This is a genomic window from Vibrio inusitatus (assembly GCA_024346935.1).
In the GTDB taxonomy this organism is placed as follows: domain Bacteria; phylum Pseudomonadota; class Gammaproteobacteria; order Enterobacterales; family Vibrionaceae; genus Vibrio; species Vibrio inusitatus.
Window position 1 is genome coordinate 867785 of record AP024878.1, and the last position, 24154, is coordinate 891938.

Genomic DNA, 24154 nt, shown 5'->3' on the forward strand with positions numbered 1-24154 from the left:
TTAACCATTCAAATTTTTTGAATTCAGCATTGTTATAATTTAAATTCTTTTATTTTGTGCGTATGAATAGGATTAGGCAACTACTTTTAAAAATGAAAAGGTTACCTATGTCAAACTCTACAAATGATACTCAAAAAGTAACGGCTCCACTTGGCTGGCAGGAACTTGGCATTATGCAAGGATTTCCTGCGCCTGCTGATAAGCAGGTGAAAAATACCAACTGGGTTTGGTATCCATTCAATCGCTGGAGCTTTCAAAATGTATGTAAAATTCTGCCGGTTACATTGGTTAAGTCCGGTGAAACTATCGCTTTTGAACACTCAGAAAGTAAAGACTTTACGTGTTTAGACGTTATTCGCTCGACGGGTGAATCAGCTAAAATTATAGATGTGCTTGAGAGCCATAATACCGATGCCTTTGTGGTTCTGCACAAAGGAAAAATTGAGCAAGAAGCCTACTACAACGGCATGAACGCAAGAAGTCAGCATTGGTTGGCATCTATGACTAAGTCATTTACAGGTCTTGCAGCAGAAATCTTAATCTCACAAGGTGTTATTGAGCGCAATAAGCGAGCAGAAGAATATGTATCAGATCTGAAAGGTACGGCTATTGGTTCTGCGACAGTGCAACAAATCCTTGATATGACGGCAGGCACTGCGTGGGATGAAAGTATGAATGCGCTAATGGACGAAAATTCGTTTGCTCGTCAGTATGGCAATGCCGTTGGAACTTGGCCAATGGGCGGAGAGTCAAATGGTGTATTTGGTATTCTTCCAAAAATTGGTATGGAGCGTGAACACGGAACGAACTTTGTTTACAACTCACCTTTATCTGATGCGATGGGTTGGGTATTAAGCGCTGCAACAGGTAAGCGTTTTGAAGACTTAATGGCGGAGTTGTTCTGGAATGAGTTGGGTGCGGAAGACCAAGCCTACATTATGACAGACACGAATACATTTGCTTGGACAACTGGTGGCTTGAACATGAGTGCGCGCGATGCAGCACGCTTTGGTCAAGTTATGGCGAACCGCGGTCAATTTGCCGGTAAGCAAATATTCCCGGCGTCTGTTGTGGAATCAATTGAACAGGGTGATACGGCGCCATTTGTTGGTAGCGCTTATGATGAGCGAATTCCTGGTGGCGCATACAGCAGTTTCTTTTGGCTAACGAATGATGAAGATGGTAGTTATATGGCAAAAGGCATGTTTGGTCAGTACATCTATATCAACCCAACAAAAGATGTGGTTGTGGTACGTCTAGCATCACCAGAAGTATCTTCTAAGCCAGAGTTTGATTTAGATATGCTCGAAGTATTTAAGCAAATTTCAAATGCGTTAACTCAATAACAAATCACGTTAATAATAGTGACAATTACAAGGTCAGTACCTCTGGGTTACTGGCCTGATTTCATGCCAACCACCAATGGCCTGTTCTGCATTCAACGCTTTAAGAGGGGAACTCTAGGCGACATTTTCAAACCATTCTCTTGCAATGTTTACCTGTCACACCTTCTTTCTGAGCACTACCCAAACAGTTCAATCATTTAAAACCAAGTTTGATAACTAGGGTTATTTCTACCATCGGTCACTGCTGTTCTGACACGTGATTTTTATCTTCCCAAACTGCAATTGAATTAACAATCTAGCCATCGCCTAGCGTTACTCTCGATCTCACTATTTACCTTTTTCACTAGCTCTCTTTTTAATGCATTTCATCTTGATATCAAATTCGGGAATCGGACTCTTTTTATTGGGGATTTCTTAGATCGGTCAGAAACATGAGAATAGCCACATCAACACGACAACACTTAAACATTTAATTTGAATAAAAGGTAAATCTTATGAAAGTAACTATCTCAACTTATCTACTGATGCGACTTAAAGAGCTGAACGTTAACCACCTATTTGGCATCCCTGGTGACTATGTATTGCCATTTTTTGATGAGTTAATCGACGAACATCATGGTGTTGAACATGTGTTAACAAGAAACGAAATGAATGGAACATACGCGGCAGACGGCTACTCAAGAGAAAACGGCTATGGTGCAATGGCAGTGACATTTGGAGTGGGGTCATTAAGTTGTGCGAATGCAGTAGCTGGTGCGTATTCCGATGACTCTCCAATGATGGTTATCTCCGGTGCACCAACAGTTGAAGTGATCAACACACCAACAGAACGACTGCTTCACCACGTTGTTGGAACTGACTTTGACACAAACTTAAAGGTATTTAGCAATATTACAGTAGGGGCGATACGACTAGAGAAGCAAAGCACGGCAACTTATGAAATTGATAATCTTCTTAGAAAGTCGGTACAAGCCAAAAAGCCAGTATATTTGGAGATTCCGTATGATATTCAGACGCAATTAGTAGACGCACCGGATCAGCCGCTGGACTTAATGTTGGAACAGTCTTCTTCTGTGAATATGATGAAAGCGCTTAAAGACGCTTATGAAATTATTTCCAGTAGTAAAACTCGAAGTGTTGTTACAGGACACTTATTAAAGCGTGAACATATGATTGAAGAAGGATTGACGCTGGTTGAGCGTCTAAACGCAAGCGTTTCAACTACATTTGTCTGCAAAATGGGGGACTTTGATTCACACCCCAACGCTGTTGGTACGTTTTTAGGTCAAACGAGCCAAGAATACACCGTTGATATGATGACCAAAGCTGATGTCGCAATCGGTCTAGGTATGACATTCAATGAATTTGATACAGGCGTTTTCACTACAACAATGGGTAATAATCAAGATGTTATCTGGATCCGACAGAATTACGTCGAGATCAATGGTAAACGTTATGATGAAGTTTATTTACGTGAATTTTTACCTAAATTAAATCAAATTATAATGGATGTTCCAGAAGGTGAATTTGAGCCTTCAGATAAGCGTAAGTTTGTATTTGAACGTAAAGACAAATTTGCACCGACTAATGATGATATTACGATTGACCGACTTTTCGTTCAATTTGCAAATTACCTTAAGCCAAACGATATGGTTTATGGCGATACTGGTGGGCACATCAACGGTTCTCAAGCGGAGTTTCCAGCAGGAACACTATTTGAAGGCTGTGGAAACTGGGGTTCATTGGGGGCTGGGTTTGGTATTTATGTTGGTGCAAACATCGCAAATGAAAAACGTGCAGCACGATCTGTATGTATCTCTGGTGAAGGTGCTTTCACTATGACAGGTCAAGAGCTGGCAACGCTTATCGAACATAAGAAAGACTTAGCATTGTTTATATTAGACAACGCTGGCTACGGTGCAGAACGAGCCATTAATCCAGGAAAGGAACGCTCTTACAACAATATTGCTGTTTGGAAGTATGAAAAGCTAGGTGAAGCATTAGGCGGAACTGAAGGTGTGGATCTACACAGCTATGTTGTAAAAACAGAGGCAGAAATGCAGCAAGTGTTCGACAAATTAGAAAATCCAAAAGGTGTCAATATTGTTCGAATCATGCTTGACCCAAATGACTCTGCAGAATTTAACATTAAATTTAGTGGTGCTCTGAAGCACTAACTTAAATTAGAAAGGGTGGTATGACCAAGTGCCCCCTTTCTAGAGATATTTAACTAATATTTTTTAACAACCAAAATACTATCAAATTAATATTGTAGATTATTAATGATCTACAAATTCATAATTTAAACAATAACACTTATTATAGGAATTAAATCATGCAATCTAAATACATCCCACCATATACTGCTGTAGGCCTAACATCTGAAACAAAATTTATTCAGCATCGTGATGAGATCCCAGCTATTATCGATGAAATTGCAAATTTAGCACGCACTGCGGTATTCTTTTCCAGTTTTGAATTACCCGTTAAACTTGTCGCATTAACAGAGGGAGCTCTTCAGGGGTTTATTGATGAAGTTCTAGATATGTCTGCAAATGACTTTATTCGTGATATCGCAATATCTCTGGAAGGGCCTGAAGTTCAAAAGTTAAAAGAGCTTGCGATTGAATTGAATGTTTATCTTGCTTTCCAAGCACGAACATTTGATGACAAATATGAAGATCGATTTTTCAATCAAAATGTTCTGCTGAACCCAAAGGGTGAAATTATATTGCAGCATTACAAAAATACTGTGCTGTATCCATCTGAGCATTCAACGACACCCCATGATGTATTAGATCAGTGGGTAGAGGAGAAAGGCAATGAACTTGATGCTTTTTATCCGGTAGCGGATACTGATATCGGTAAGATCGGTTTTGCAATGGCAATGGATGGTTCATATCCTGAGTACGTTCGAGGCATCGCAATGAACGGTGGTGAACTGCTTATCAGAGTTAGTCTACCTGCGCCGATTGCAAGTAAGTTTGAGATACAAAACCGAGCACATGCTCTTAACAATACAATGTATGTACTAGGAGTGCTTGGTGGCAATGCTTCAATGGATGATACATCACCTATCGATATTATGGGTGGGGCGTCACATGTAGTTGATTATCAAGGAAATATTATTGGGAGTAAGCAATCACCCAACAAATCTTTTGTCGCTGGCACCATTGATATTGAACAGTTACGTGAATTTAGAATTACATCTCCAATAATGAATTGGATAAAGGATCTACGTTCAGAGATAATCGCTCCAATCTATAACAAGCAAATTTTACCTGCAAATATGAACCGAACTAATACGGCTTATAATGCAGAAAGTTACACAAAAGAAGTGCTCAATGGTCAAGTTAAGTTGATGTTAGAGCGTGGGATATTTACGCCACCATCGTCACCAAACTGGGAAGAAAGAATTGTGGGCGCAACCAACAACAATGAAGAATCTGAATAACAATAATTCTACGTAAGTTTAGGATGAGCGTGAATAGACAACCATCAGGGAGACTCTAGATCAAGATATTAGGTCGAGTCTCCTTATATTCACTAGTTAATCTGACTTAAAAGACATACCCTCTTTCTTAAATGAACTTACGATATAATCTACAAGCTTCTTTTGAGCCAATGGTAATTTCCTATTGTGATACACTAATGATATTGGAATAGTACGGTGTATCGAATTAGGGAAAAGTATTTCTAGTTCATTTCTTTCTAAGTATTTTCGTACTATGTGCAAAGGCATATATGAAAAACCAATATGGTCTAAAACTGTAGGAAGTACAGAGTTCATATTCGATAACATTATTTTTGGCTTTACAGAGTATGACTTAGAGTCAACATAAAAACTAGTATGAGGGACAGCTGCAATATAATCCCATTGTTTAAGTTGCTCTGGTGATGTCAAAGGTCGTTGTGAGCTAATATAATTTGGTGTACTGACCAGTACCATTTTTATTTCTGATATTTTTCTAGCAACAATATCCTTATCAAGGATATCACCAACTAGAATTGCAATATCTACACCACTTGGAATAGTAAGATCTTTTAAAAACTCTAACTGAATAGACATGTTTACATTGCTATGTTTGCGTAAGAATTCATTTATAGGTATATGAAAATAACTTGAATATAAACTTGATGGTACTGCTAGAGATATACTCCCAAAGACTAATTCATTTTCTTCTTCTAATGATGTTTTTTGAAACATCAACTGTTCAAAAACCGGTTGCAACGATTCAAAATAGCTTTGACCAACACTTGTGGGTTTAAGTGTATGGTTCCCTCTTATCATTAGATTTAAACATAAGTTTTCTTCTAGTTGAGCTAACCGCCTGCTAATTGTTGAAATTGGAAGTCCCGTTACTTCATGAGTCTTTTTGACGCTACCATGTTCAACAATTAGGCAAAATAAATACAAATCATCTAAATGTGTTTTCACTGAGTCTACCTTTACCCCATTGTGTGGACTTCATTTTATGTTAGCGCAATTATCATGGTTGAATGCAATTTTTGTACTTTACGCTAAGTTATTGAATATAAATGAGTGTTTAAGAGCTTAATAATCGATGGGCAATAAGGTCGCACTTTGAGGAGCTTCCTAATGAGTCATTGATTTTATAGGGCAAAAGCCCCTAGCGATAAATACAAAAGCTGTTAGCTAGGGACTCTTAACGATTGGCAGACTCTATTCTCGGCTTAAGCTTTCAAATAGCTACTCTTTGAATGCACAGGATGCGCGCTTTAACTCTATTAATAAAGACGTTTCCTGTAACAAGTTTGTCTACAAGCTATCAAGTGCATTTTGAATCGCAGGGCCAATCTGACGTTTGCGCGAAGTTACACCATCTAGCGTCAGCATGTCTGATGCAGGTTCGGTATTAAATGCAGTCTTAATGATTTGGTAATCACCTTCATCAACCCATAGTAGGTTGGCCTTCTTATCTTTTGTATCAGTGATAGAGAAGAATAGGTGATCTAGCCCGTTGGCTTCTTTGTAAGACTTCATCGCCACTAATAACTCATCTTTACGATCAATTAATTGCTGAGCCGTTAAGGTTTCTGCTACACCGATGCCTACCTTTTTACCACCGTATTCAAAGTTTTTGTAATCCATGGTTAGAATCGTTTCTGATGAAAGGTGGCTAAGATCTGATTTAGCTACGAGCATCTGCTGACCAAAGTCTTGTATATCTTTTATACCTGCGATTTTGGCAAGCTTTTCAGCGTACTCTTTATCGTAGTCAGTCGTTGTTGATGATTGGAACACTACAGTGTCAGATAAGATTGCCCCAAGGCCTGCACAAGCAAGATGTTTAGGTAGTGTAACGTTTAGCTTTTCTGCGTTGTCGGTCAATATAGTTGCAGCAGAACCCCAACCACGAATATCCATTGCAACGATTTGTGGAGTATTGATTGGAGAGCCGCCGATAGCGTGGTGATCAATCACCGCCACTATCGATCTTTGATTAATGGTAGGTGCTAATTGAGTCGTTTGGTTAAAGTCGACCAAGCCGACTTGATATGAGGAATAGTCTGATTCAACGCGAGGTGACTGCGCCTTGCAGTAGTTAAGAACAAATTCTGATTCGGGATTGATTTGCTCAGGAACTGTCGCGGTACCACCGTAAATATGAGCGGCTAGTAGGGCCGACATTACCGTATCCGTATCTGGGCTTAAGTGGCCAGTCCAAACCAAGTTTTCGGTATCGTTATTTGCCGGTGTTTGTAGGTCAAAAGCAAAGCTTGCTGAACTGATGGACATTAATAGAGTGGCGGCAACAGGAGTGAATTTCACGGATAATCCCTTAATTTAACGTAAGAGGTTCATAAGCTAAACCGTGTTCATTGCAGATATATGTCGCTGATGTTTCGATTTTATTTCAGCAAGTTGAAGGCTATTTATCGAGAGGTTCAGATGTTGTGAGGAATCACCTTTCTAGGATTTGAACATCCAAGTCTAAATATAATGTCCAAACCCTTATCGATTTGTTGTCCTAAAGATGTTTAGCGCTAATCAGTAGTGATATTCATTATAATTATAATTGATATAGATATATGTAACTTCAAAGCATATCACTAACAGGCTAATATTTTTGCATGAACTAAAACAAACCAATTCAAATGAATCTGAATGTGTCGTCAATGTCGATGTATTCGCATGTTCTTAAACTAAAAAGGTAGAAACATGAAAAAACTTATTCTTGCTACTTGTATTGCTTCAACTTCGCTTATGTCTATGACTGTACTTGCTGATGCAACGACCGAAAATGAAATGTGGACTAAAGGTGGTGCGACTGTTTCAGAAGAGCAATACCCAGCAGTTGAAACTGCGCGTCAGTTCTTAAAGCAACAAGACATTGCAGGTGTTAATAAGTTTAATCACAAACGCAATTTGACGCCGACAGATGAGCAAGAAGTGGTGCGTATGAACCGTGATACGTACTACTCATTTTCTACAGTTGATGTGAGTAAAGGCGCGACAGTGGTATTGCCTGAAATTGAAGAGGGCATGTATATGTCGATGGAAGTCATTACAGAGGACCACAGAATTCAAGCGATGCAATATGGAGCGGGTACATACTCATTGCAAACCCATACCGGCGACCATGTTCAAGTGCTTATCCGTTTAGATGCTCGTTATTCAGTTGAAGAAGCGTGGGAGATTCGCAATAAAATCCGTGTTGATGCTAACTCAGCCAACCCATATGTTTATGACGGTCCTGCTTACGATCATGATGAATTCAAAGCAACGGAAAATACGCTGAAAGGCCAAGTGTTTGACATCATCGCTCGCGATGGCGCGAATGCACTCTCTGGCATGTTCACCAGTCCTGGCGACGCATCAGATGAACTGTTTGTTCAAAACAAGTACGAGGTAGGTTCTGCTGTTGGTTGGGGAGGCGCACAATTACAAGATAACATCTATGAGATCTCTAAAAATATGGACAACTCTAAGTGTTACCAAGCGACTTTTGATGATCCAAAGAACTTAGCGTTTACGTCTGTTACGGTATACAACGGTGCTGGCTTTATGTTCAATGACCGCGCCAACGTCTCTACTGATACTGCTGACTATAATGCAGATGGTACTTTGACATTAAGCTTTGGCTGCGGTGATGATGCGCCTAACAACATTACGACGACTGAAGGCAATAACACAGGTAAGTTCAACCTTGCTATGCGCCACTACATCCCAAGTGAGAAGGTAATGGATGGCTACCGCCTTCTTCCTCTAGTCAAAGAAGTTAAGTAATTAAGTCTATTCGGCATAACACTGCACAATAGCGATATTTGATGTAGAACAATCAGTAAGCCTCATAATCACTTTAATCGTGTTTATGAGGCTTACTTTTTGGTGCAATCCATTCTCTTATTCATGCGTTCTCAATGAAGATCTGTTAATTAAATACACCGATTTAAATATGGAACCTTAGTCATGCCCCAAGCCATGATAAAAGAGGCAGAAGTCGCAATTAAAGCCACAAAAGGAATATATAAAGAGCTATCTATCCAGGTTAGAAGCCAATCGCCTAAAAAAGACGAAATGGATTTGATAAATAACGGATGGATTAGGTAGATAGCAAAGCTGAGTTTAGCTATGTGGCTGAGCTTTAGATCTTGATTGGCGTAGTGCTTAATTAGAAAGAACAACGCTATGGATGCGGCAACTACGTTAATGCTTAGATACGAATAAAAATAGAGGTGTGTGAGATAGTAACTACCTAATATCGTTGACAATGTCGCTGCGACAAAGATAGCTAAGCACCCGTTTATATTTACCTTTGTATTATATTTCGCGATATACCCACCAAGGCAGAAGTAGCCGATGTAGCTTAAAAAATCGTTGGTGAAAAGGCTGATTTTTGCATTCAAATTGAAGTACAAGAGCACCACATCGGAAAGTGCTGCAAGCATAGCGAGCGAAAAGCACAGACAAACCAAAACCAAAAATTCTCTTTGTGGAATGGAACGAATGATAACTCGCAATACAGGAGTGACGAGATACAAGAGCGGGATCATAAATAGATACCAAAGGTGGTAATAGGGTTCTCCTAATACCCAACCTTTGGCAACCGTAAAGTATGCGGTAGTGACATCGCCATTTAAGGCGTGTTTTAACACTATCCACAGAGAGTAGAAGATAGACCAAAACGCCATTGGCACTAAGATTCGACGAAGGCGTTTTTTGAAAAAAAGAGGATTGGATTCAGATTTATTGAGTAAGAAATAGCCGCTAATCATGACAAAAAACGGAATACACCACATTGTTACTGAGGCATAAATATTGCCTGACCACCAATTAGCAGAACCATAGGCAGGATCATGAATATCTATGCCATCAACAAATTCAGATGCAACATGCAGTAAAACCACAGCGATAACAGAGAAAGCGCGTAAGTTATCAGCCCACAATACACGAGCCTGTTCGGTTTTATTCAAATTTCATTACCCTTTATGAATTGTCGATTGTGCTTCAATTTAGCATTTTTGGTGTTATGTATCAGTAGGTGTTTGAACTCTGATAACAGCACTCACCCTGTTTTTGAACGCACTGAGTTCCTTTGTCATCCCTTGTCACTTTCGAGATTGCATGTTTTGTTTAAGGTGACAGCCTAGACAACTTCCCGTGTCAACCTCGAGTGCTTCTATTGGGAATCTAGGTTGCCGATAAAAGACTTCGACAATGACGTTTTTTTGACGGTAATGACTTATTGTTTGGGCATTAAAAAGGGTCTGAACATCATATTCAGACCCTTAGCAGTAATTCATCAGGCTCAAAGATTGAGCGCTAGAATTCGATGGATTACATACGCTCTAACGTTTCAATGCCCAGTAGAGACAGACCTTGCTTGATAGTCTTCGCTGTGAGTGCTGCAAGTTGCAGACGGCTTTGCTTAACCGCTTCGTCTTCTGCCACTAGGATTGGGCATGCTTCGTAGAAGCTAGAGAACTGACCCGCTAGTTCGAATAGGTAGCTACACATGATGTGAGGCTGACCTTCGCGAGCAACAGATTGTACCGCTTCTTCAAACTGCATGAGCTTAGCGATAAGCGTTTTTTCTTTTTCATCAGTAATGATGATGTCGCCTGCAAGGTCATCCATAGACACGCCAGCCTTTGCAAATACTGATGCAACACGAGTGTAAGCGTATTGCATGTAAGGCGCAGTGTTGCCTTCAAATGCCAGCATGTTGTCCCAATCGAACACGTAGTCAGTCGTGCGGTGTTTAGAAAGGTCGGCGTATTTCACGGCAGCCATAGCGACAGTAGAAGCGATGTTTTTCTTCTCTTCTTCTGCAAGCTCAGGGTTCTTAGACTCGATAAGCTTGCCTGCACGCTCTTCTGCTTCGTCAAGAAGATCAACCAGACGAACCGTACCGCCAGCACGAGTCTTAAATGGGCGACCGTCTTTGCCTAACATCATGCCGAATGCATGGTGCTCAAGAGAGACGTCTTCTGGTACGTAGCCTGCTTTACGAACGATAGTCCAAGCTTGCATCAGGTGTTGATGTTGGCGTGAGTCGATGAAGTAAAGTACGCGGTTAGCGCCCAGTTCTTCATAACGATATTTTGCACATGCGATATCGGTTGTGGTGTATAGGAAGCCACCGTCGCGCTTTTGAACGATCACGCCCATAGGCTCGCCGTCTTTATTTTTGTATTCGTCTAGGAACACAACCTGCGCGCCGTCATCTTCTTTTGCTAGGCCTTTTTCTTTAAGGTCAGCAACGATGTCTTTTAGCATATGGTTATATTGGCTTTCACCCATAACGTCATCGCGAGTTAGAGATACGTTTAGACGGTCGTAGTTAAGTTGGTTTTGTTGCATGGTGATATCCACCAACTTCTTCCACATGTCTACACAGAATGCATCGCCACTTTGTAGTTTAACTACATAGTTACGTGCTTTAACTGCGAACTCTTCGTCTTCGTCGTACAGTTTCTTAGACTCACGGTAGAAGGCTTCAAGATCAGACAGCTTCATTGAAACTTCGCCATCTTGCTCAGAAACGCGCTCAAGGTTTGCGATAAGCATACCGAACTGAGTACCCCAATCACCGATGTGGTTGGCACGGATTACTTTGTGGCCTAAGAACTCAAGAGTACGAACTACAGCATCACCAATGATGGTTGAACGAAGGTGACCAACGTGCATCTCTTTTGCCACGTTTGGCGCAGAGTAATCAGCAACGATAGTTTGCGGTACTTCTGATGCAACGCCAAGGCGAGAATCCGCTAGTGCAGCTTTTGCAGATGTTGCTAGGAACTCTTCGCTTAGGAAAATGTTGATGAAACCTGGGCCTGCAATTTCAGTTTTGCTAGCGATGCCATCAAGATCTAGGTGCTCAAGCACTTTTTGAGCAAATTCGCGTGGGTTTGTACCTAGTCGCTTTGCAACGCCCATTACGCCGTTAGCTTGGTAATCACCAAACTGAGCTTTTGCAGATTGACGCACTGCTGCTGGGCTACCTGCTGGGGCGCCTGCTGCTTCTAGTGCTTGAGATACTTTATCGTTAATAAGTGCTTGGATATTCACACGCAATTCCTTCAATTCAAGGAGTGTCAAGAAAGCTAATAATAAGTGCTTTCGTGCCGTAGTTCACAAAAATGGGGGTAATGATAACAAGATAAGCGCTGATCTAAAAGCGATGGAAACGAAGTGAAATCAATTAATCGGTAGCAAAACTCTGTGGTGAGGGTAAACTTCGGCTCAAACCGCAGTAAAAGACCAAAGGGCAGGGAATATGGAGCAATTACGAGAGGCAAATCTGCACCCACAACAGATGTTAGATAGGGTTGATGTATTTGCTCAAAAAATAGCAGTCTTAGGGCGAGAATTAGGATTAGACCTCTGTCAATTTCAAGCGGATCATATTGCCCTCAGAATCAATGACTCAAGCCTAGCCAAATTTGCTCATCAGGCATGGTCAGAGCTAGGCGCTACCATTTCGCAGGCGCAAATTAATGGTAGACCTATTGTAGTAATAGCTTTTGATACTCCAATCACAGTTGGTGCCTGGTCTATTGATTGCTTAGAGTTACCTTATCCTGTACCAGGCAAGATCTATCCCTCTCAAGATTGGGAACATATCGAGTTTGTGATTCCATCGGATAAGACGGATGCGCAAGATTACCTGCAAGATATCAAGCAACGATTCCCAACCTTTGATATTGATACTGGAATGAAAATGAAGCTTTCTAGCCCGAAAGGCGAAGGGGAGCGTTTAGCGAATCCTACGATAGCGTTTAAAAAAGACGGAGTGTGCATTAAATTGCACCCTCATCCGCTAAAGAAAATTGTAGAGTCTGAGCAAGAGTAAGTAACTGAACCCCTGATGGGGTTCAGCCAAAGTGAATTATAAGATAACAGTCTTATTGCCGTACACAAATACATGGTCGTTCACGACCTTGTTTAACGCCTTACTTAGAACGTTTTTCTCAACATCACGGCCTGCTTGCGCCATATCCTGGGCACTAAAGTTATGATCCACAGGAATCACATCTTGTTTGATGATTGGACCTTCGTCTAAATCGTTAGTTACGAAGTGCGCCGTTGCGCCAATGATCTTCACGCCACGCTCATACGCTTGCTGATAAGGCTTAGCGCCAATGAACGCAGGTAAGAAACTGTGATGAATATTGATGATGCGATTGTGGTAATGCTCAACAAAACTAGGTGTTAGGATGCGCATGTATTTGGCTAACACAAGATAGTCTGCATCAAAGCCATCGATGGCCTCCTTCACTTTTATCTCATGCTCTTCACGATTTAGCCCTTCATGACTTACGTGACGAAATGGAATATCAAACTTCTCCACTAGCGGTTGCAAGATGTCATAATTGCTGACCACTGCAGTGATATCCACATTCAGGCTACCATCAAAGGTTTTCATCAGAATATCACCTAAACAGTGCGACTCTTTAGTGACCAGCACCACTACCTTTTTCTTGCTTGAATCTACCAATGTCTTGCTGGCATTTTTAGGCAATGCGAATTCTAGGTCTTCCATAAATACTGAATCATTAAAGTTGCCTTCAAGTTCAGTACGCATGAAAAAGTGACCACTGGTGTTGTCTACAAATTCGTTATTGTGAATGATGTTTAGCTGATGTTTATAACAGATGTTGGTGATCTTCGCGATCAGCCCTGGCTCGTCAGAGCAATGGGTGAGTAGGGTCTTTCTTTCCATGATGACTCTTTAATAAAAATGATAAAAATGTATCTGCGTTGACATTATCCAATTTTCCACCGGCTTGCAAATTCAACGAATGGATAAATTGCAAAGCAAGCTAAGGTCACAGTCGCACGGATAGACAAAAGCTGACATAATTATTTTCTCGCTCAATCAACAAGGCACCTTTTGTGAATATCAGTACTGTTTTTTCTGCCGATGGCGCATTAGGTAAAGCAATCTCTGGCTTTCAGCCGCGTGATGAGCAAACTATGATGGCAGAAAGTGTCTATCAAGCCATTAAAGAGCAAACGCAGCTGGTGGTTGAAGCGGGAACGGGAACCGGAAAAACCTTTGCTTATCTTGCCCCTGCATTGCTAAGTGGTAAGAAAACCATTGTCTCTACTGGTTCTAAAAATTTGCAAGAACAGTTGTTTCACCGTGACCTGCCGTTAATGAGGGATGCACTCGGCTTTACCGGACGTATTGCTCTATTAAAAGGACGAGCCAATTACTTGTGTCTTGATCGCTTAAGCCGACAAATTGTTGAGAGTCACGGTCATCATTCAGATCCACAACTGCTGACGCAATTAGTTAAAGTTCGCTCTTGGTCCTCATCAACGAAAAGTGGCGATCTGGGCGAATGTGAAGACCTTGCTGAAGACAGTCGCATTATCCCAGACATTACCTCTAGTAATGAAAACTGTTTAGGTAAAGAATGCCCGAGCTTTGGCGACTGCTTTGTGTTTAAGGCGCGCAATAAAGCGCTAGAAGCTGACCTTGTGGTGGTTAACCACCACTTATTCTTGGCGGATATGGCGGTAAAAGAAACCGGTTTTGGCGAGTTACTGCCTGAGGCTGAGGTGTTTATATTTGATGAAGCACACCAGATCCCAGACATTGCCAGTCAATACTTTGGTCAGTCTATTAGTTCGAAGCAGATTGCAGATTTAGCGAAAGACATAGAGATTGGTTATCGCACAGAAGCAAAAGACATGCGTCAACTACAAAAGGTGGCGGATAAACTGCTAAGTTCGGCTTCTGAAATGCGTATTTCTCTTGGCGAACCGGGCTTTCGTGGCAACTGGCGCGACGCACTGAAGAATCAAAAATTGCAACGAGAGATGGAACGCTTGCAAGATGCTCTGCAATTGTGTCGTGATGTACTTAAAATGGCCTTAGGCCGTAGTCAGCTTTTAGATACCGCATTTGACCGTGTTACTCAGATACAAAATCGTTTAACGCGAGTGTGTGATACGTCGATCATGGGGTATTCCTATTGGTTCGAATGCACGCCAAGGCATTTTTCGTTGAACATTACGCCGCTTTCAGTGGCCAATAAGTTTCAAGAACAAGTGGACGCACATGGCGGAAGTTGGGTGTTTACTTCTGCGACCTTGTCGGTATCAGGTGACTTTCAGCACTTTACCTCTCGTTTGGGCTTAAAAGCAAAGCAGAGTTTAGCCTTGAGCAGTCCATTTGATTATCAATCACAAGCAAGACTTTGCGTGCCTCGCTATTTACCTGAGCCAAACAGTCCGCAAATGGCGCAAAAACTAGTTTCGATGCTTACTCCTGTTATTGAGACCAATAAAGGGCGCTGTTTTTTCTTGTGTACTTCACACGCGATGATGAAAGATCTCACTGAGCGCTTTAGGCAGCGGCTAGATTTACCCGTGTTAATGCAAGGCGAGAGTAGTAAGCAAGCACTGCTGAAAGAGTTCACTGAGCTTGGTGATGCCTTGCTGGTGGCAACCGGTGCATTTTGGGAGGGGATAGATGTTAGAGGTGACGCGTTAAGCTGTGTTATTATCGACAAATTACCATTTACTGCTCCTGATGACCCGCTATTAAAGGCGCGTATTGAGGATTGTAAACTTAACGGTGGCGAACCTTTCTATGAAGTGCAACTCCCTGATGCTGTTATTGCACTGAAGCAAGGGGTGGGGCGACTCATTCGTGATAAGAGCGATAGAGGTGCATTGATTATCTGTGATAATCGTTTGGTAACACGCGATTACGGCAAGATGTTTTTGTCCAGTCTGCCGCCGATACCGCGCACGCGTAGCGTTTCGAACATTATAAATTTCTTACAGCCTTCGACCGATGCAGTGATCGAGGCTGAATAGTACAGCGAATAACTGAGTAACAGATGAAAGCGAAAATTCTAGCACTAGATACTTCAACCGAATTTTGCTCTGCAGCCATACTGGTTGATGGAGAGGTATTATCTAAAGGTGAGGTTGCTCCTCGCGAACATACAACCAAGATTTTGCCTATGGTAGACCAACTGTTGGTTGATGCGGGTTTGAAACTTGGCGATTTGGATGCTCTTGCCTACGGTCAAGGCCCAGGCAGTTTTACCGGAGTTAGGATTGGCATTGGTATCGCTCAGGGCCTAGCCTTTGGCGCCGATTTACCCATGGTTGGTGTGTCGACGTTGCAAGCAATGGCTCAAGGCGCGTACCGTACCGCGCAAGCCAATAACGTAGTTGCCGCGATTGATGCTCGCATGAGTGAGGTGTACTGGGGACGTTTCAGCCGTATGGAGTCTGGTGTTTGGCACATCGAAGATGAAGAGTGTGTTATCCCACCATCTGCACTAGTGAGCCAAACCGTAGAAAGCGATCTGGTTTGGACTCAAGTGGGTACTGGCTGGGAAGCGTACGCTGAAGAGCTAAATCAGCTTGAACTTAAGCGTACTGATAGCGGTCTACTGTATCCTGAGTCGCAAGACATTGTTGTTTTGGCTCAGCATGAACTTGCCAACGGTAATCAAGTGGGTGCTGAGGAAGCATCGCCGGTTTACCTGCGTGATAAGGTCGCTTGGAAAAAGCTTCCAGGACGAGAGTAATTAGATAAGTTGTACATGGAGGCCGTATGTATCGAGTATTCACTGCTCTTGTATTGGGCTTAGTCTTGACGGGTTGCAGTTCTTTGCCTGACTCGCTTGTTTCAAACAACGAAAAGATAGTCACAGACTATGGTACTTGGGTGAATAGTGCCCCCGAAGCGATCTCCGAAGTACGACTTGGCGGGGTGATTGCTAGCATTACGAATCTTAAGACCAAAACGCGTCTTGAGATAGTGAACCTGCCGATTGCTAAAGATGGTAAGCCAGATATTAATGTTGACCCTGAGGGACGTTATGTGGCCTATGTGGATGGATTTATTGATCCTGTGACCTATGCAAAAGGGCGTTTGATCTCTGTACTAGGAAAGCCTGATGGTAATGAAACTGGCAAGGTAGGGGAATATGAGTATCGATTTCCAGTACTTAATGCTAACGGCTACCACTTGTGGCAAATCAAAGAAACACTGATCGTGCATGATGAACCATTAAGCATGTTCCCTTGTCGTTCTCTGTATTGCCGAGAGGTCAATTATGGACCAACAACAGGGCACGTCGTTCAGAGTGTTGAATAACGGTGTTATCTGAACGCACCTTTGAAGTTAGTGATTACTCGCTTTCGGCTTTGTGCCATGAATCACAAGGCGCCTCTAATTGCATTTTGATGTTGCATGGCTGGCTAGATAATGCAGCCTCATTTACTCCCTTAATGGAAGAAATCAGCGCGAAAAATCCTGATATTCAGCTTATCGCGCTAGATCTCCCCGGACACGGTTATAGCTCTCACTCGCACAGTGGCTATTACCCCTTTCATGACTATATTGATTCCCTACATCAAGTCATTAGCCAAATTAACAACGAATGTGATTGCCCGTTAACTCTAGTGGGACACTCTATGGGTGCTCTTATCGCAAGTTGCTACTCAGCGGCTTTCCCCGAAAATGTTGGACACTTGGTTCAGATAGAAGGTTATGGCCCGATTTATGAATCGCCTCAAAACAGTTTATCTCGATTGAGGAAGGGGGTGCTGAGTCGACAAAGGGTCAGCAAAAAGCCGCCACGCTTCTTTGAAAGCTTTGATGAAATGGTGCAGCTTCGAGCTAGACGCTATGTTTTAAACGCCGAAGAGATTACGCCGCTGGTAGAGCGAGATTCTGAACAAACAGAGCATGGCTGGCACTGGCGACACGATAAAAAACTGAAGGCTGAGTCATTGTATCGAATGACAGAAGCGCAAGCGAAACAGGTTATTGAGGCACTTCCTAAGTCAAATCTACTCATTTTGGGTGATACGGGTTTTACCCACTTGAGCTCAATTTGCACCTCAACAGCGCAAATATTACACATTAAGGGTGGTCATCATTGCCACTTATCCTGTCCTAGGTCTATTTCTGAAGCAATAATTGCTTTAATTTTGTTCGGTTAGTGTGCTTTTGTGAGCACCATTTAAACGCATTTCAAATTTACAGCTATCCTGTAAAGGAATCGTAATAAAACAAAGAAATTCAACCTGATAGTCGTATATAATGCGTTGCTATTTTTTCAGGAGTATTAACGTGAATAAACCTTGGCTCTCTCGATATCCTTCTGATGTACCAGAGATGATCGATCCAGATTCCTATCCATCTTTGGTCGAGATGTTTGAAAACAGCGTTCTAAGATTTGCTGACCAACCGGCTTTCCTCAATATGGGGTCGGTGATGACATATCGTAAGTTAGAAGAAAGAAGTCGCGCATTTGCTGCGTATTTGCAGAATGAATTGAAGCTGAAGAAAGGTGATCGAGTTGCCTTAATGATGCCAAACCTACTGCAATATCCAATTGCCTTGTTTGGTGTGCTTCGTGCTGGTTGTATTGCAGTGAACGTCAATCCACTCTACACCCCTCGTGAGCTTGAACATCAGTTGAACGATGCCGAAGTAGAAACCATTGTTATCGTTTCTAACTTTGCCAACACTCTTGAGCAAATCGTTGACAATACTCCTGTGAAAAACGTGGTATTGACGAGCCTAGGACAAATGCTACCGACAGCGAAAGGTACCGTTGTTGATTTTGTAGTGAAGTACGTAAAAGGCATGGTGCCAAAATACGACCTTCCTGGTGCTATCTCATTTAAACAAGCATTGCATAAAGGCCGTCGCCTTCAATATGTGAAGCCATTTATGAGTGGTGAGGATATAGCTTTCTTGCAATACACCGGTGGTACAACCGGCGTGGCCAAAGGTGCGGTACTGACCCATCGCAATATGGTTGCCAATGTACTGCAAGCGAAGGGGGCGTATGCCGCTAAGCTAGAAGAGGGCAAAGAGTTAGTGGTTACTGCTCTTCCGCTTTATCACATCTTTGCTCTGACCGTGAACGGTTTGCTGTTCTTAGAGCTTGGTGCAAATAACCTTTTGATCACCAACCCTCGTGATATTCCTACCTTTGTTAAAGAACTAAAAAAGGTACCGTTCACCGCCATTACTGGGGTAAACACCCTGTTCAATGCCTTAGTGAACAATGAAGATTTCCATGAGCTGAACTTTAGCCGTATGAAGCTTGCTGTTGGCGGTGGTATGGCGGTTCAACAAGCGGTAGCTGACAAGTGGAAGAAGACCACAGGTGTCTTTTTACTTGAAGGCTACGGTTTAACTGAGTGTTCTCCACTGGTATCGGGCTGTCCACACGACATGACGGATTACAACGGTGCTATCGGTTTGCCGGTTCCTTCTACAGAGGTTCGTATTGTTAATGATGAAGGCGAGCCTCTCGAAAACACTGAAATCGGTGAACTGCAAGTCCGCGGTCCTCAGGTTATGCAGGGATACTGGAAACGCCCCGAAGCAACTCGTGAAGTGATAACTCAAGATGGTTGGTTATCAACGGGTGACATCGTTAAATTTGATGATGAAGGTTTCTTGCACATTGTAGATCGTAAGAAAGACATGATTTTGGTGTCTGGTTTCAACGTTTATCCAAACGAGATAGAAGATGTGGTTGCACTGCATGGTAAGGTGCTAGAAGTAGCGGCTATTGGTGAACCGCATGATGTATCTGGTGAAACCGTTAAGATATGTGTGGTTAAACGCGACCCATCTCTTACCAAGGATGAGCTAATTAACCATTGTCGTCAGCATCTAACAGGTTATAAGATACCTAGGATTGTTGAGTTTATGGAAGATCTACCGAAGACTAACGTCGGCAAGATCTTGCGTCGTGAACTACGTACTGAGGCTAATACAGCAAAATCGGCTTAACCGAACCGAATTTGAACATAGGCCCCTGCAGAGCAGACGCAATCAGCGCATGCAATGCAGGGGCATTTTTAATTATGGAAATATAAAGAGACTATTTTGAATTATCAGATAGTGACAGACACTCAAACTCTGGCACAGGCGTGCGAACAAGCTTGTCAAAAAGAAGCGGTGATGTTGGATACCGAATTCGTCCGTACTCGCACCTTTTTTCCGCAGCTTGGTTTGGTTCAGATGTACGATGGCGAGCTTCTTAGCCTGATTGATACTACCGTTATTGATGATGTCACTCCGATAGTACAACTGCTACAAGATACCTCTGTCCTCAAGGTATTACATGCTTGTGGTGAGGATATTGAAGTCTTCCAACATCACTTCCAAAGTATCCCTACACCTATGGTCGATACTCAGGTAATGGCGGCATTTTTAGGCCATGGTCTTTCCACTGGCTTTGCTACCTTAGTGAACGAATATTTGTCAGTAGCGCTAGATAAAAGTGAAGCGCGCACGGATTGGTTGGCTCGTCCGTTGACACCAAAACAACTAGATTATGCAGCTGCAGATGTGTTCTATCTGCAACCACTGTTTGACAAGCTACAAGCTTCTTTAAAAGAATCGGGCTACTGGCACAATGCAATGCAAGAGTCTGAGCTTCAGGTATCGAAGCGCATTCGTCATCATGAGCCAGAGAAAGCGTATCTTGATATAAAAGGCGCATGGCAATTGTCTCCACAGCAACTTAGTATTCTAAAGCCATTGGCGACGTGGCGCTATGAAACAGCACTGCGCAAAGATTTAGCACTTAATTTTGTATTTAAAGAAGTCGATCTGCTTGCTGTTGCTCGTTTTAGCCTTACCTCAGCGCGCGATATGGAAAAAGAGCAATGTGATGTGCGCTCAGTGCGTCGCTACAGCGCTGTGATTGCAAATATTGTGCGTAAAGCACAAAGCACACCAGAAGCAGAATGGCCACAAAAGATTGATCGCTTGGTTGATCTGCCAAACTACAAGCAAACCTTTAAGTCACTGAAAGATGAAGTGAACAAAGTCGTTAAGGACTCGCACCTTGCTCCTGAGTTTCTAGCCTCTAAAAAGCAAGTTAACCAACTCATTTCTTGGGTATGGCGTAAGAACATGGCGCCAGAGTCTACTCCTGATTTGATGCAGGGCTGGCGAAAACCGCTGTTAGGTGAACGTTTGCTTCAGAAGTTAAACTAATAAAAAAGGCGATGAGAAATCATCGCCTTACTTTTTTCTATCAGAGTAAGAGTTACTCTTCTTCTGGTAACTTCACGTTTAACTCTAGTACCGAAATATCATCATCTTTGTGTTCAAAAGAGACGTTTACCATATTTGGATCAACGTCTACATACTTGCTGATGACCTTTAAAATATCGGCTTTAAGCTCTGGTAAGTAAGACGGTGCTGGGTCGTCATGGCTGCGACGCTCAGCAACAATAATTTGCAAACGCTCTTTGGCAACGTTAGCCGTCGTCTTCTTTTTTGGGCGGAAAAACTCTAGTAAAGACATAGATTGATTAACCCCCGAATAGACGTTTGAAGATACCTTTCTTCGGCTCCGTAAGGAATCGAAACTCGATTTGCTCACCTAGTAGACGCTGTACTGTGTCGTGGTAAGCCATGCCTGCATCAGACTGATCGTCAAAGATAACTGGAACGCCCTTGTTGGAAGCATTCAGTACCGCTTGGCTTTCAGGAATCACGCCGAGTAAATTGATGTGAAGAATTTCCTCAACATCTTCTACGCTTAACATTTCACCTTGAGTTACGCGAGCTGGGTGGTAGCGAGTCAGCAATAGGTGCGTTTTTACGGGTTCTAGCCCTTGTTCAGCACGGCGTGACTTAGAGTCAAGAATGCCCAGTATACGGTCTGAATCGCGCACTGATGATACTTCAGGGTTAGTCGTTACAACCGCTTCATCGGCAAAGTACAATGCCATCAATGCGCCTTGTTCGATACCCGCAGGAGAATCACAAATAACGAAATCAAAACCCATTTCATCCAGATCATTTAGTACTTGCTGAACGCCTTCTTTAGAAAGAGCGTCTTTATCGCGAGTTTGAGAGGCTGGAAGAATGAACAGGTTCTCTGTACGTTTATCCTTGATAAGAGCTTGGTTCAGTGTTGCTTCGCCGTTAATGACATTAACGAAGTCATACACAACGCGGCGTTCACAGCCCATGATAAGGTCTAGGTTTCGCAGACCGATATCAAAATCGATAACAGCGGTTTTTTTACCCTGTAGGGCTAAACCCGATGCAATAGCGGCACTGGAGGTGGTTTTCCCTACGCCGCCTTTTCCTGAAGTAACAACAATGATACGTGCCATCATTTTATCCTTTATTTAATATTGAGGAGATCACAGTGCAGGGTTTGGTCCGTTAAACCCAAAATCACTTTTTCTCCCCAGAAGTGAGATTCTATTTGTTCGCTAAGCCAATAGTTTCCCGCAATGGAAACTAATTCTGCTTGCATGTTATGACAAAGTATTGAGGCTGCTTGCCCGCTCGCGCCTGCAATAGCCCGTCCGCGCAAAGTGCCATAGATATGGATGCTACCGTCAGCAATCACCTCGGCACCTGCACTCACATGGCTCAGGATGATAAGGTCGCTGTCTTTGGCATAAATCTGTTGTCCAGAACGCACAGGAGTGCGAATGATTTTGCTTGGCGTAATGGCTACGGGTGCTTTATCTGGACGGTTGGTACCAGTCATAACAGCAAGCCCTGCTTCTCTTGCTAGCTTTTCGAGATGCTTATTAGTGCAATTAGTGACACCAACAGGCACCATGCCGATATTAATAATGCTTTGTTTGAGATGTGCTAAATCGAGCTCGGAGTTTGCCTGAGACAGGTTAATGACCAGTGGAGCAGCTTTGAAAAAAGCAGGAGCCTTGGCCACTTTTTCATCCAAATAACGAATTGCTGAATCAGTATTGTGCTCATACATATGAAGCACGGTCAGTGGAAAGCTGCTTCCCTTTAGATCTGGAGTTTGAGACATCTAACCTAGCCTTGGCATATAATCAAACAGTTACCTGTTATGTTATCTATCATAGTGACAACGAACAAGTAACTTGTTGTCAAATGTTGGTTTTAAGCTCAAAATTACACAAAGTCTTTAAAATTGACACTTTAGCTGTTTAAACTTGGACATGAACTCGATAGATCAAGGCTATATATGATTTGTGCAATCTATAAAAGTAATAAAAAGCAGGGGATGTACCTCTACATCACTAAGAAAGATGATTTTTCTCCGGTACCAGAACAATTGATGCAGATGTTCGGTAAACCTACCATGGTTATGGTCGTGAATTTAGCAAAGCGTGGCCTTGCGACTGTCGATGTCGATAAAGTAAAAGAGTCACTGCTAAGCGATGGCTTCTTCTTGCAATTGCCACCACCGGTAGAGAATGAATTGGATACTTATAAGCGACGTAAAAAAGAGCAAGGCGACGCGACTGATTAACGTGTAAAGGAGAGGATATGATAAGGACGTTGAAGTGCGTGAGAAGTATTGGATTTCTCTTTTTAGCAAGTAGCTTTTCAGTATCAGCAGATACGCATTTATCTGAGCGGAATGTCAGCTTTGATGAATACGTATTTGCGTTAAAAAGTGAGGCAGCAGAGCAGGGCATTACATCTAAGACTATTGAAAGTGCCTTCGCTAATGTGCAGTTTAAACCTAGAGCGGTATCTGCTGACCGTTCTCAGCCAGAAAACAAAATCACTTTGGACGAGTACATACCTCGAGCTGTCCCTAAGTGGAAAATAAAACAGGCTAAGCAGAAATATCGCAAATACCAAACTGAGCTAGAGCGCATTGGTGCACTGTATGGCGTCCAGCCAAGATTTATCGTTGCCTTATGGGGCGTTGAGAGTAATTTTGGCGTGCTGACCGGCGGATACAATGTGATTGATGCCTTAACGACAATGGCTTATGAAGGACGTCGGGAAACATTTTTTCGCAATGAGTTGATGGCAGCGTTGGCTATTTTGGATGAAGGTCATATCACTGCAAAGAATATGAAAGGTTCTTGGGCTGGTGCGATGGGGCAACCTCAGTTTATGCCAAGCTCTTTCTTAAATTATGCGGCTGATGGCAATGGCGATGGCAGTAAGAACATTTGGAAGAATGAATCTGATGTGTTTGCTTCGGCAGCTAACTATCTAAAGCAATCAGGATGGAATGATAGCTACACATGGGGGCGTCAGGTGACCTTATCTGAGCCTCTCGATGATAGTGTGTTTGGGCGGCAACATGAGCAAGCGAAAACCTTGGCACAGTGGCAAGAGCTGGGTGTTCGTAATCTGCAAGGACATGATTTACCAAAGCTTAAAAAGGATATTGACGCTTGGTTAATAGCGCCAGATTCTGCATCCGGGCAGGTCTATCTGGTGTATAACAACTATCAAGTACTAATGAAATGGAATCGTTCGTATTACTTTGGGTTGGCGGTGAGTAATCTAGCGGATCAGTTAAAGTAGCTTAAAGAGAAAGAGCGAGGATAAACCTCGCTCTTTTCA

At 42.5% G+C, this 24154-nt stretch carries 21 protein-coding genes; 13 read left to right on the forward strand and 8 right to left on the reverse strand.

The window, feature by feature from the left end:
* Positions 1 to 107: 107 nt before the first annotated feature.
* The 3 genes from OCU48_RS04095 to OCU48_RS04105 all read left to right on the forward strand — a co-directional run bounded on the left by OCU48_RS04095 (position 108) and on the right by OCU48_RS04105 (position 4800).
* Positions 108 to 1346, forward strand: coding sequence for a serine hydrolase domain-containing protein (locus tag OCU48_RS04095; protein ID WP_167496142.1), 1239 nt, complete (start codon positions 108 to 110; stop codon positions 1344 to 1346).
* Between the two features lie 494 nt (positions 1347 to 1840).
* On the forward strand, positions 1841 to 3523 hold the full coding sequence (locus OCU48_RS04100; RefSeq protein ID WP_141343845.1) for a thiamine pyrophosphate-binding protein: 1683 nt from the start codon (positions 1841 to 1843) through the stop codon (positions 3521 to 3523).
* A gap of 158 nt (positions 3524 to 3681) precedes the next feature.
* Complete coding sequence (locus tag OCU48_RS04105) at positions 3682 to 4800, forward strand: nitrilase-related carbon-nitrogen hydrolase (RefSeq protein ID WP_141343846.1); 1119 nt, start codon at positions 3682 to 3684, stop codon at positions 4798 to 4800.
* Positions 4801 to 4896: 96 nt separating this feature from the next.
* On the opposite strand, the gene OCU48_RS04110 is transcribed toward OCU48_RS04105, so the two are convergent.
* Positions 4897 to 5784, reverse strand: coding sequence for a LysR family transcriptional regulator (locus tag OCU48_RS04110; RefSeq protein WP_141343847.1), 888 nt, complete (start codon positions 5782 to 5784; stop codon positions 4897 to 4899).
* A gap of 342 nt (positions 5785 to 6126) precedes the next feature.
* Positions 6127 to 7140 carry a manganese-dependent inorganic pyrophosphatase gene (locus tag OCU48_RS04115; RefSeq protein WP_141343848.1) on the reverse strand — a complete coding sequence of 338 codons (1014 nt, stop codon included), beginning with the start codon at positions 7138 to 7140 and terminating at the stop codon, positions 6127 to 6129.
* 390 nt (positions 7141 to 7530) lie between these two features.
* On the opposite strand from OCU48_RS04115, the gene OCU48_RS04120 reads away from it, so the two are divergent.
* Entirely contained in the window at positions 7531 to 8598 is a 1068-nt protein-coding gene (locus tag OCU48_RS04120) for a DUF1254 domain-containing protein (protein ID WP_141343849.1), read from the forward strand.
* Between the two features lie 149 nt (positions 8599 to 8747).
* Here OCU48_RS04120 and OCU48_RS04125 read toward each other — a convergent pair whose 3' ends face one another.
* Together OCU48_RS04125 and argS are read right to left on the reverse strand one after the other, a co-directional pair.
* Positions 8748 to 9785 carry an acyltransferase gene (locus OCU48_RS04125; RefSeq protein ID WP_141343850.1) on the reverse strand — a complete coding sequence of 346 codons (1038 nt, stop codon included), beginning with the start codon at positions 9783 to 9785 and terminating at the stop codon, positions 8748 to 8750.
* 364 nt (positions 9786 to 10149) lie between these two features.
* Entirely contained in the window at positions 10150 to 11883 is a 1734-nt protein-coding gene (gene argS / locus OCU48_RS04130) for an arginine--tRNA ligase (RefSeq protein ID WP_141343851.1), read from the reverse strand.
* Positions 11884 to 12091: 208 nt separating this feature from the next.
* On the opposite strand from argS, the gene OCU48_RS04135 reads away from it, so the two are divergent.
* Entirely contained in the window at positions 12092 to 12667 is a 576-nt protein-coding gene (locus tag OCU48_RS04135) for a VOC family protein (RefSeq protein ID WP_141343852.1), read from the forward strand.
* Between the two features lie 36 nt (positions 12668 to 12703).
* Here the strand turns inward: OCU48_RS04135 and purU are convergent, their stop codons facing one another.
* Complete coding sequence (purU, locus tag OCU48_RS04140) at positions 12704 to 13537, reverse strand: formyltetrahydrofolate deformylase (RefSeq protein WP_141343853.1); 834 nt, start codon at positions 13535 to 13537, stop codon at positions 12704 to 12706.
* A gap of 173 nt (positions 13538 to 13710) precedes the next feature.
* On the opposite strand from purU, the gene OCU48_RS04145 reads away from it, so the two are divergent.
* The 6 genes from OCU48_RS04145 to rnd all read left to right on the forward strand — a co-directional run bounded on the left by OCU48_RS04145 (position 13711) and on the right by rnd (position 20824).
* Positions 13711 to 15648 (forward strand): DNA repair helicase YoaA, encoded by a 1938-nt coding sequence (locus OCU48_RS04145; protein ID WP_141343854.1) that lies wholly within the window; start codon positions 13711 to 13713, stop codon positions 15646 to 15648.
* Positions 15649 to 15671: 23 nt separating this feature from the next.
* On the forward strand, positions 15672 to 16373 hold the full coding sequence (gene tsaB, locus OCU48_RS04150; RefSeq protein WP_141343855.1) for a tRNA (adenosine(37)-N6)-threonylcarbamoyltransferase complex dimerization subunit type 1 TsaB: 702 nt from the start codon (positions 15672 to 15674) through the stop codon (positions 16371 to 16373).
* Positions 16374 to 16399: 26 nt separating this feature from the next.
* A complete protein-coding gene (locus tag OCU48_RS04155) occupies positions 16400 to 16945 on the forward strand; it encodes a Slp family lipoprotein (protein ID WP_141343856.1) in 546 nt (181 codons plus the stop codon).
* 2 nt (positions 16946 to 16947) lie between these two features.
* Positions 16948 to 17796, forward strand: coding sequence for an alpha/beta hydrolase (locus tag OCU48_RS04160; protein ID WP_244312209.1), 849 nt, complete (start codon positions 16948 to 16950; stop codon positions 17794 to 17796).
* A gap of 130 nt (positions 17797 to 17926) precedes the next feature.
* Complete coding sequence (gene fadD, locus OCU48_RS04165) at positions 17927 to 19609, forward strand: long-chain-fatty-acid--CoA ligase FadD (RefSeq protein ID WP_141343857.1); 1683 nt, start codon at positions 17927 to 17929, stop codon at positions 19607 to 19609.
* A gap of 96 nt (positions 19610 to 19705) precedes the next feature.
* Positions 19706 to 20824, forward strand: coding sequence for a ribonuclease D (gene rnd, locus OCU48_RS04170; protein WP_141343858.1), 1119 nt, complete (start codon positions 19706 to 19708; stop codon positions 20822 to 20824).
* Between the two features lie 52 nt (positions 20825 to 20876).
* On the opposite strand, the gene minE is transcribed toward rnd, so the two are convergent.
* Genes minE through minC form a run of 3 tightly spaced genes read right to left on the reverse strand, consistent with a single transcriptional unit; the run spans position 20877 to position 22631 of the window.
* Entirely contained in the window at positions 20877 to 21137 is a 261-nt protein-coding gene (gene minE, locus OCU48_RS04175) for a cell division topological specificity factor MinE (protein WP_141270988.1), read from the reverse strand.
* Positions 21138 to 21144: 7 nt separating this feature from the next.
* Positions 21145 to 21957, reverse strand: coding sequence for a septum site-determining protein MinD (gene minD, locus OCU48_RS04180; RefSeq protein ID WP_141343859.1), 813 nt, complete (start codon positions 21955 to 21957; stop codon positions 21145 to 21147).
* A gap of 11 nt (positions 21958 to 21968) precedes the next feature.
* Positions 21969 to 22631, reverse strand: a complete 663-nt coding sequence (gene minC / locus OCU48_RS04185; protein WP_141343860.1) for a septum site-determining protein MinC — start codon at positions 22629 to 22631, stop codon at positions 21969 to 21971.
* A gap of 177 nt (positions 22632 to 22808) precedes the next feature.
* Here minC and OCU48_RS04190 point away from each other — a divergent pair, with 177 nt between their 5' ends.
* Together OCU48_RS04190 and OCU48_RS04195 are read left to right on the forward strand one after the other, a co-directional pair.
* A complete protein-coding gene (locus OCU48_RS04190; RefSeq protein WP_141343861.1) occupies positions 22809 to 23096 on the forward strand; it encodes a YcgL domain-containing protein in 288 nt (95 codons plus the stop codon).
* Between the two features lie 17 nt (positions 23097 to 23113).
* A complete protein-coding gene (locus OCU48_RS04195; protein WP_141343862.1) occupies positions 23114 to 24115 on the forward strand; it encodes a lytic murein transglycosylase in 1002 nt (333 codons plus the stop codon).
* The last annotated feature ends 39 nt before the right edge of the window (positions 24116 to 24154 follow it).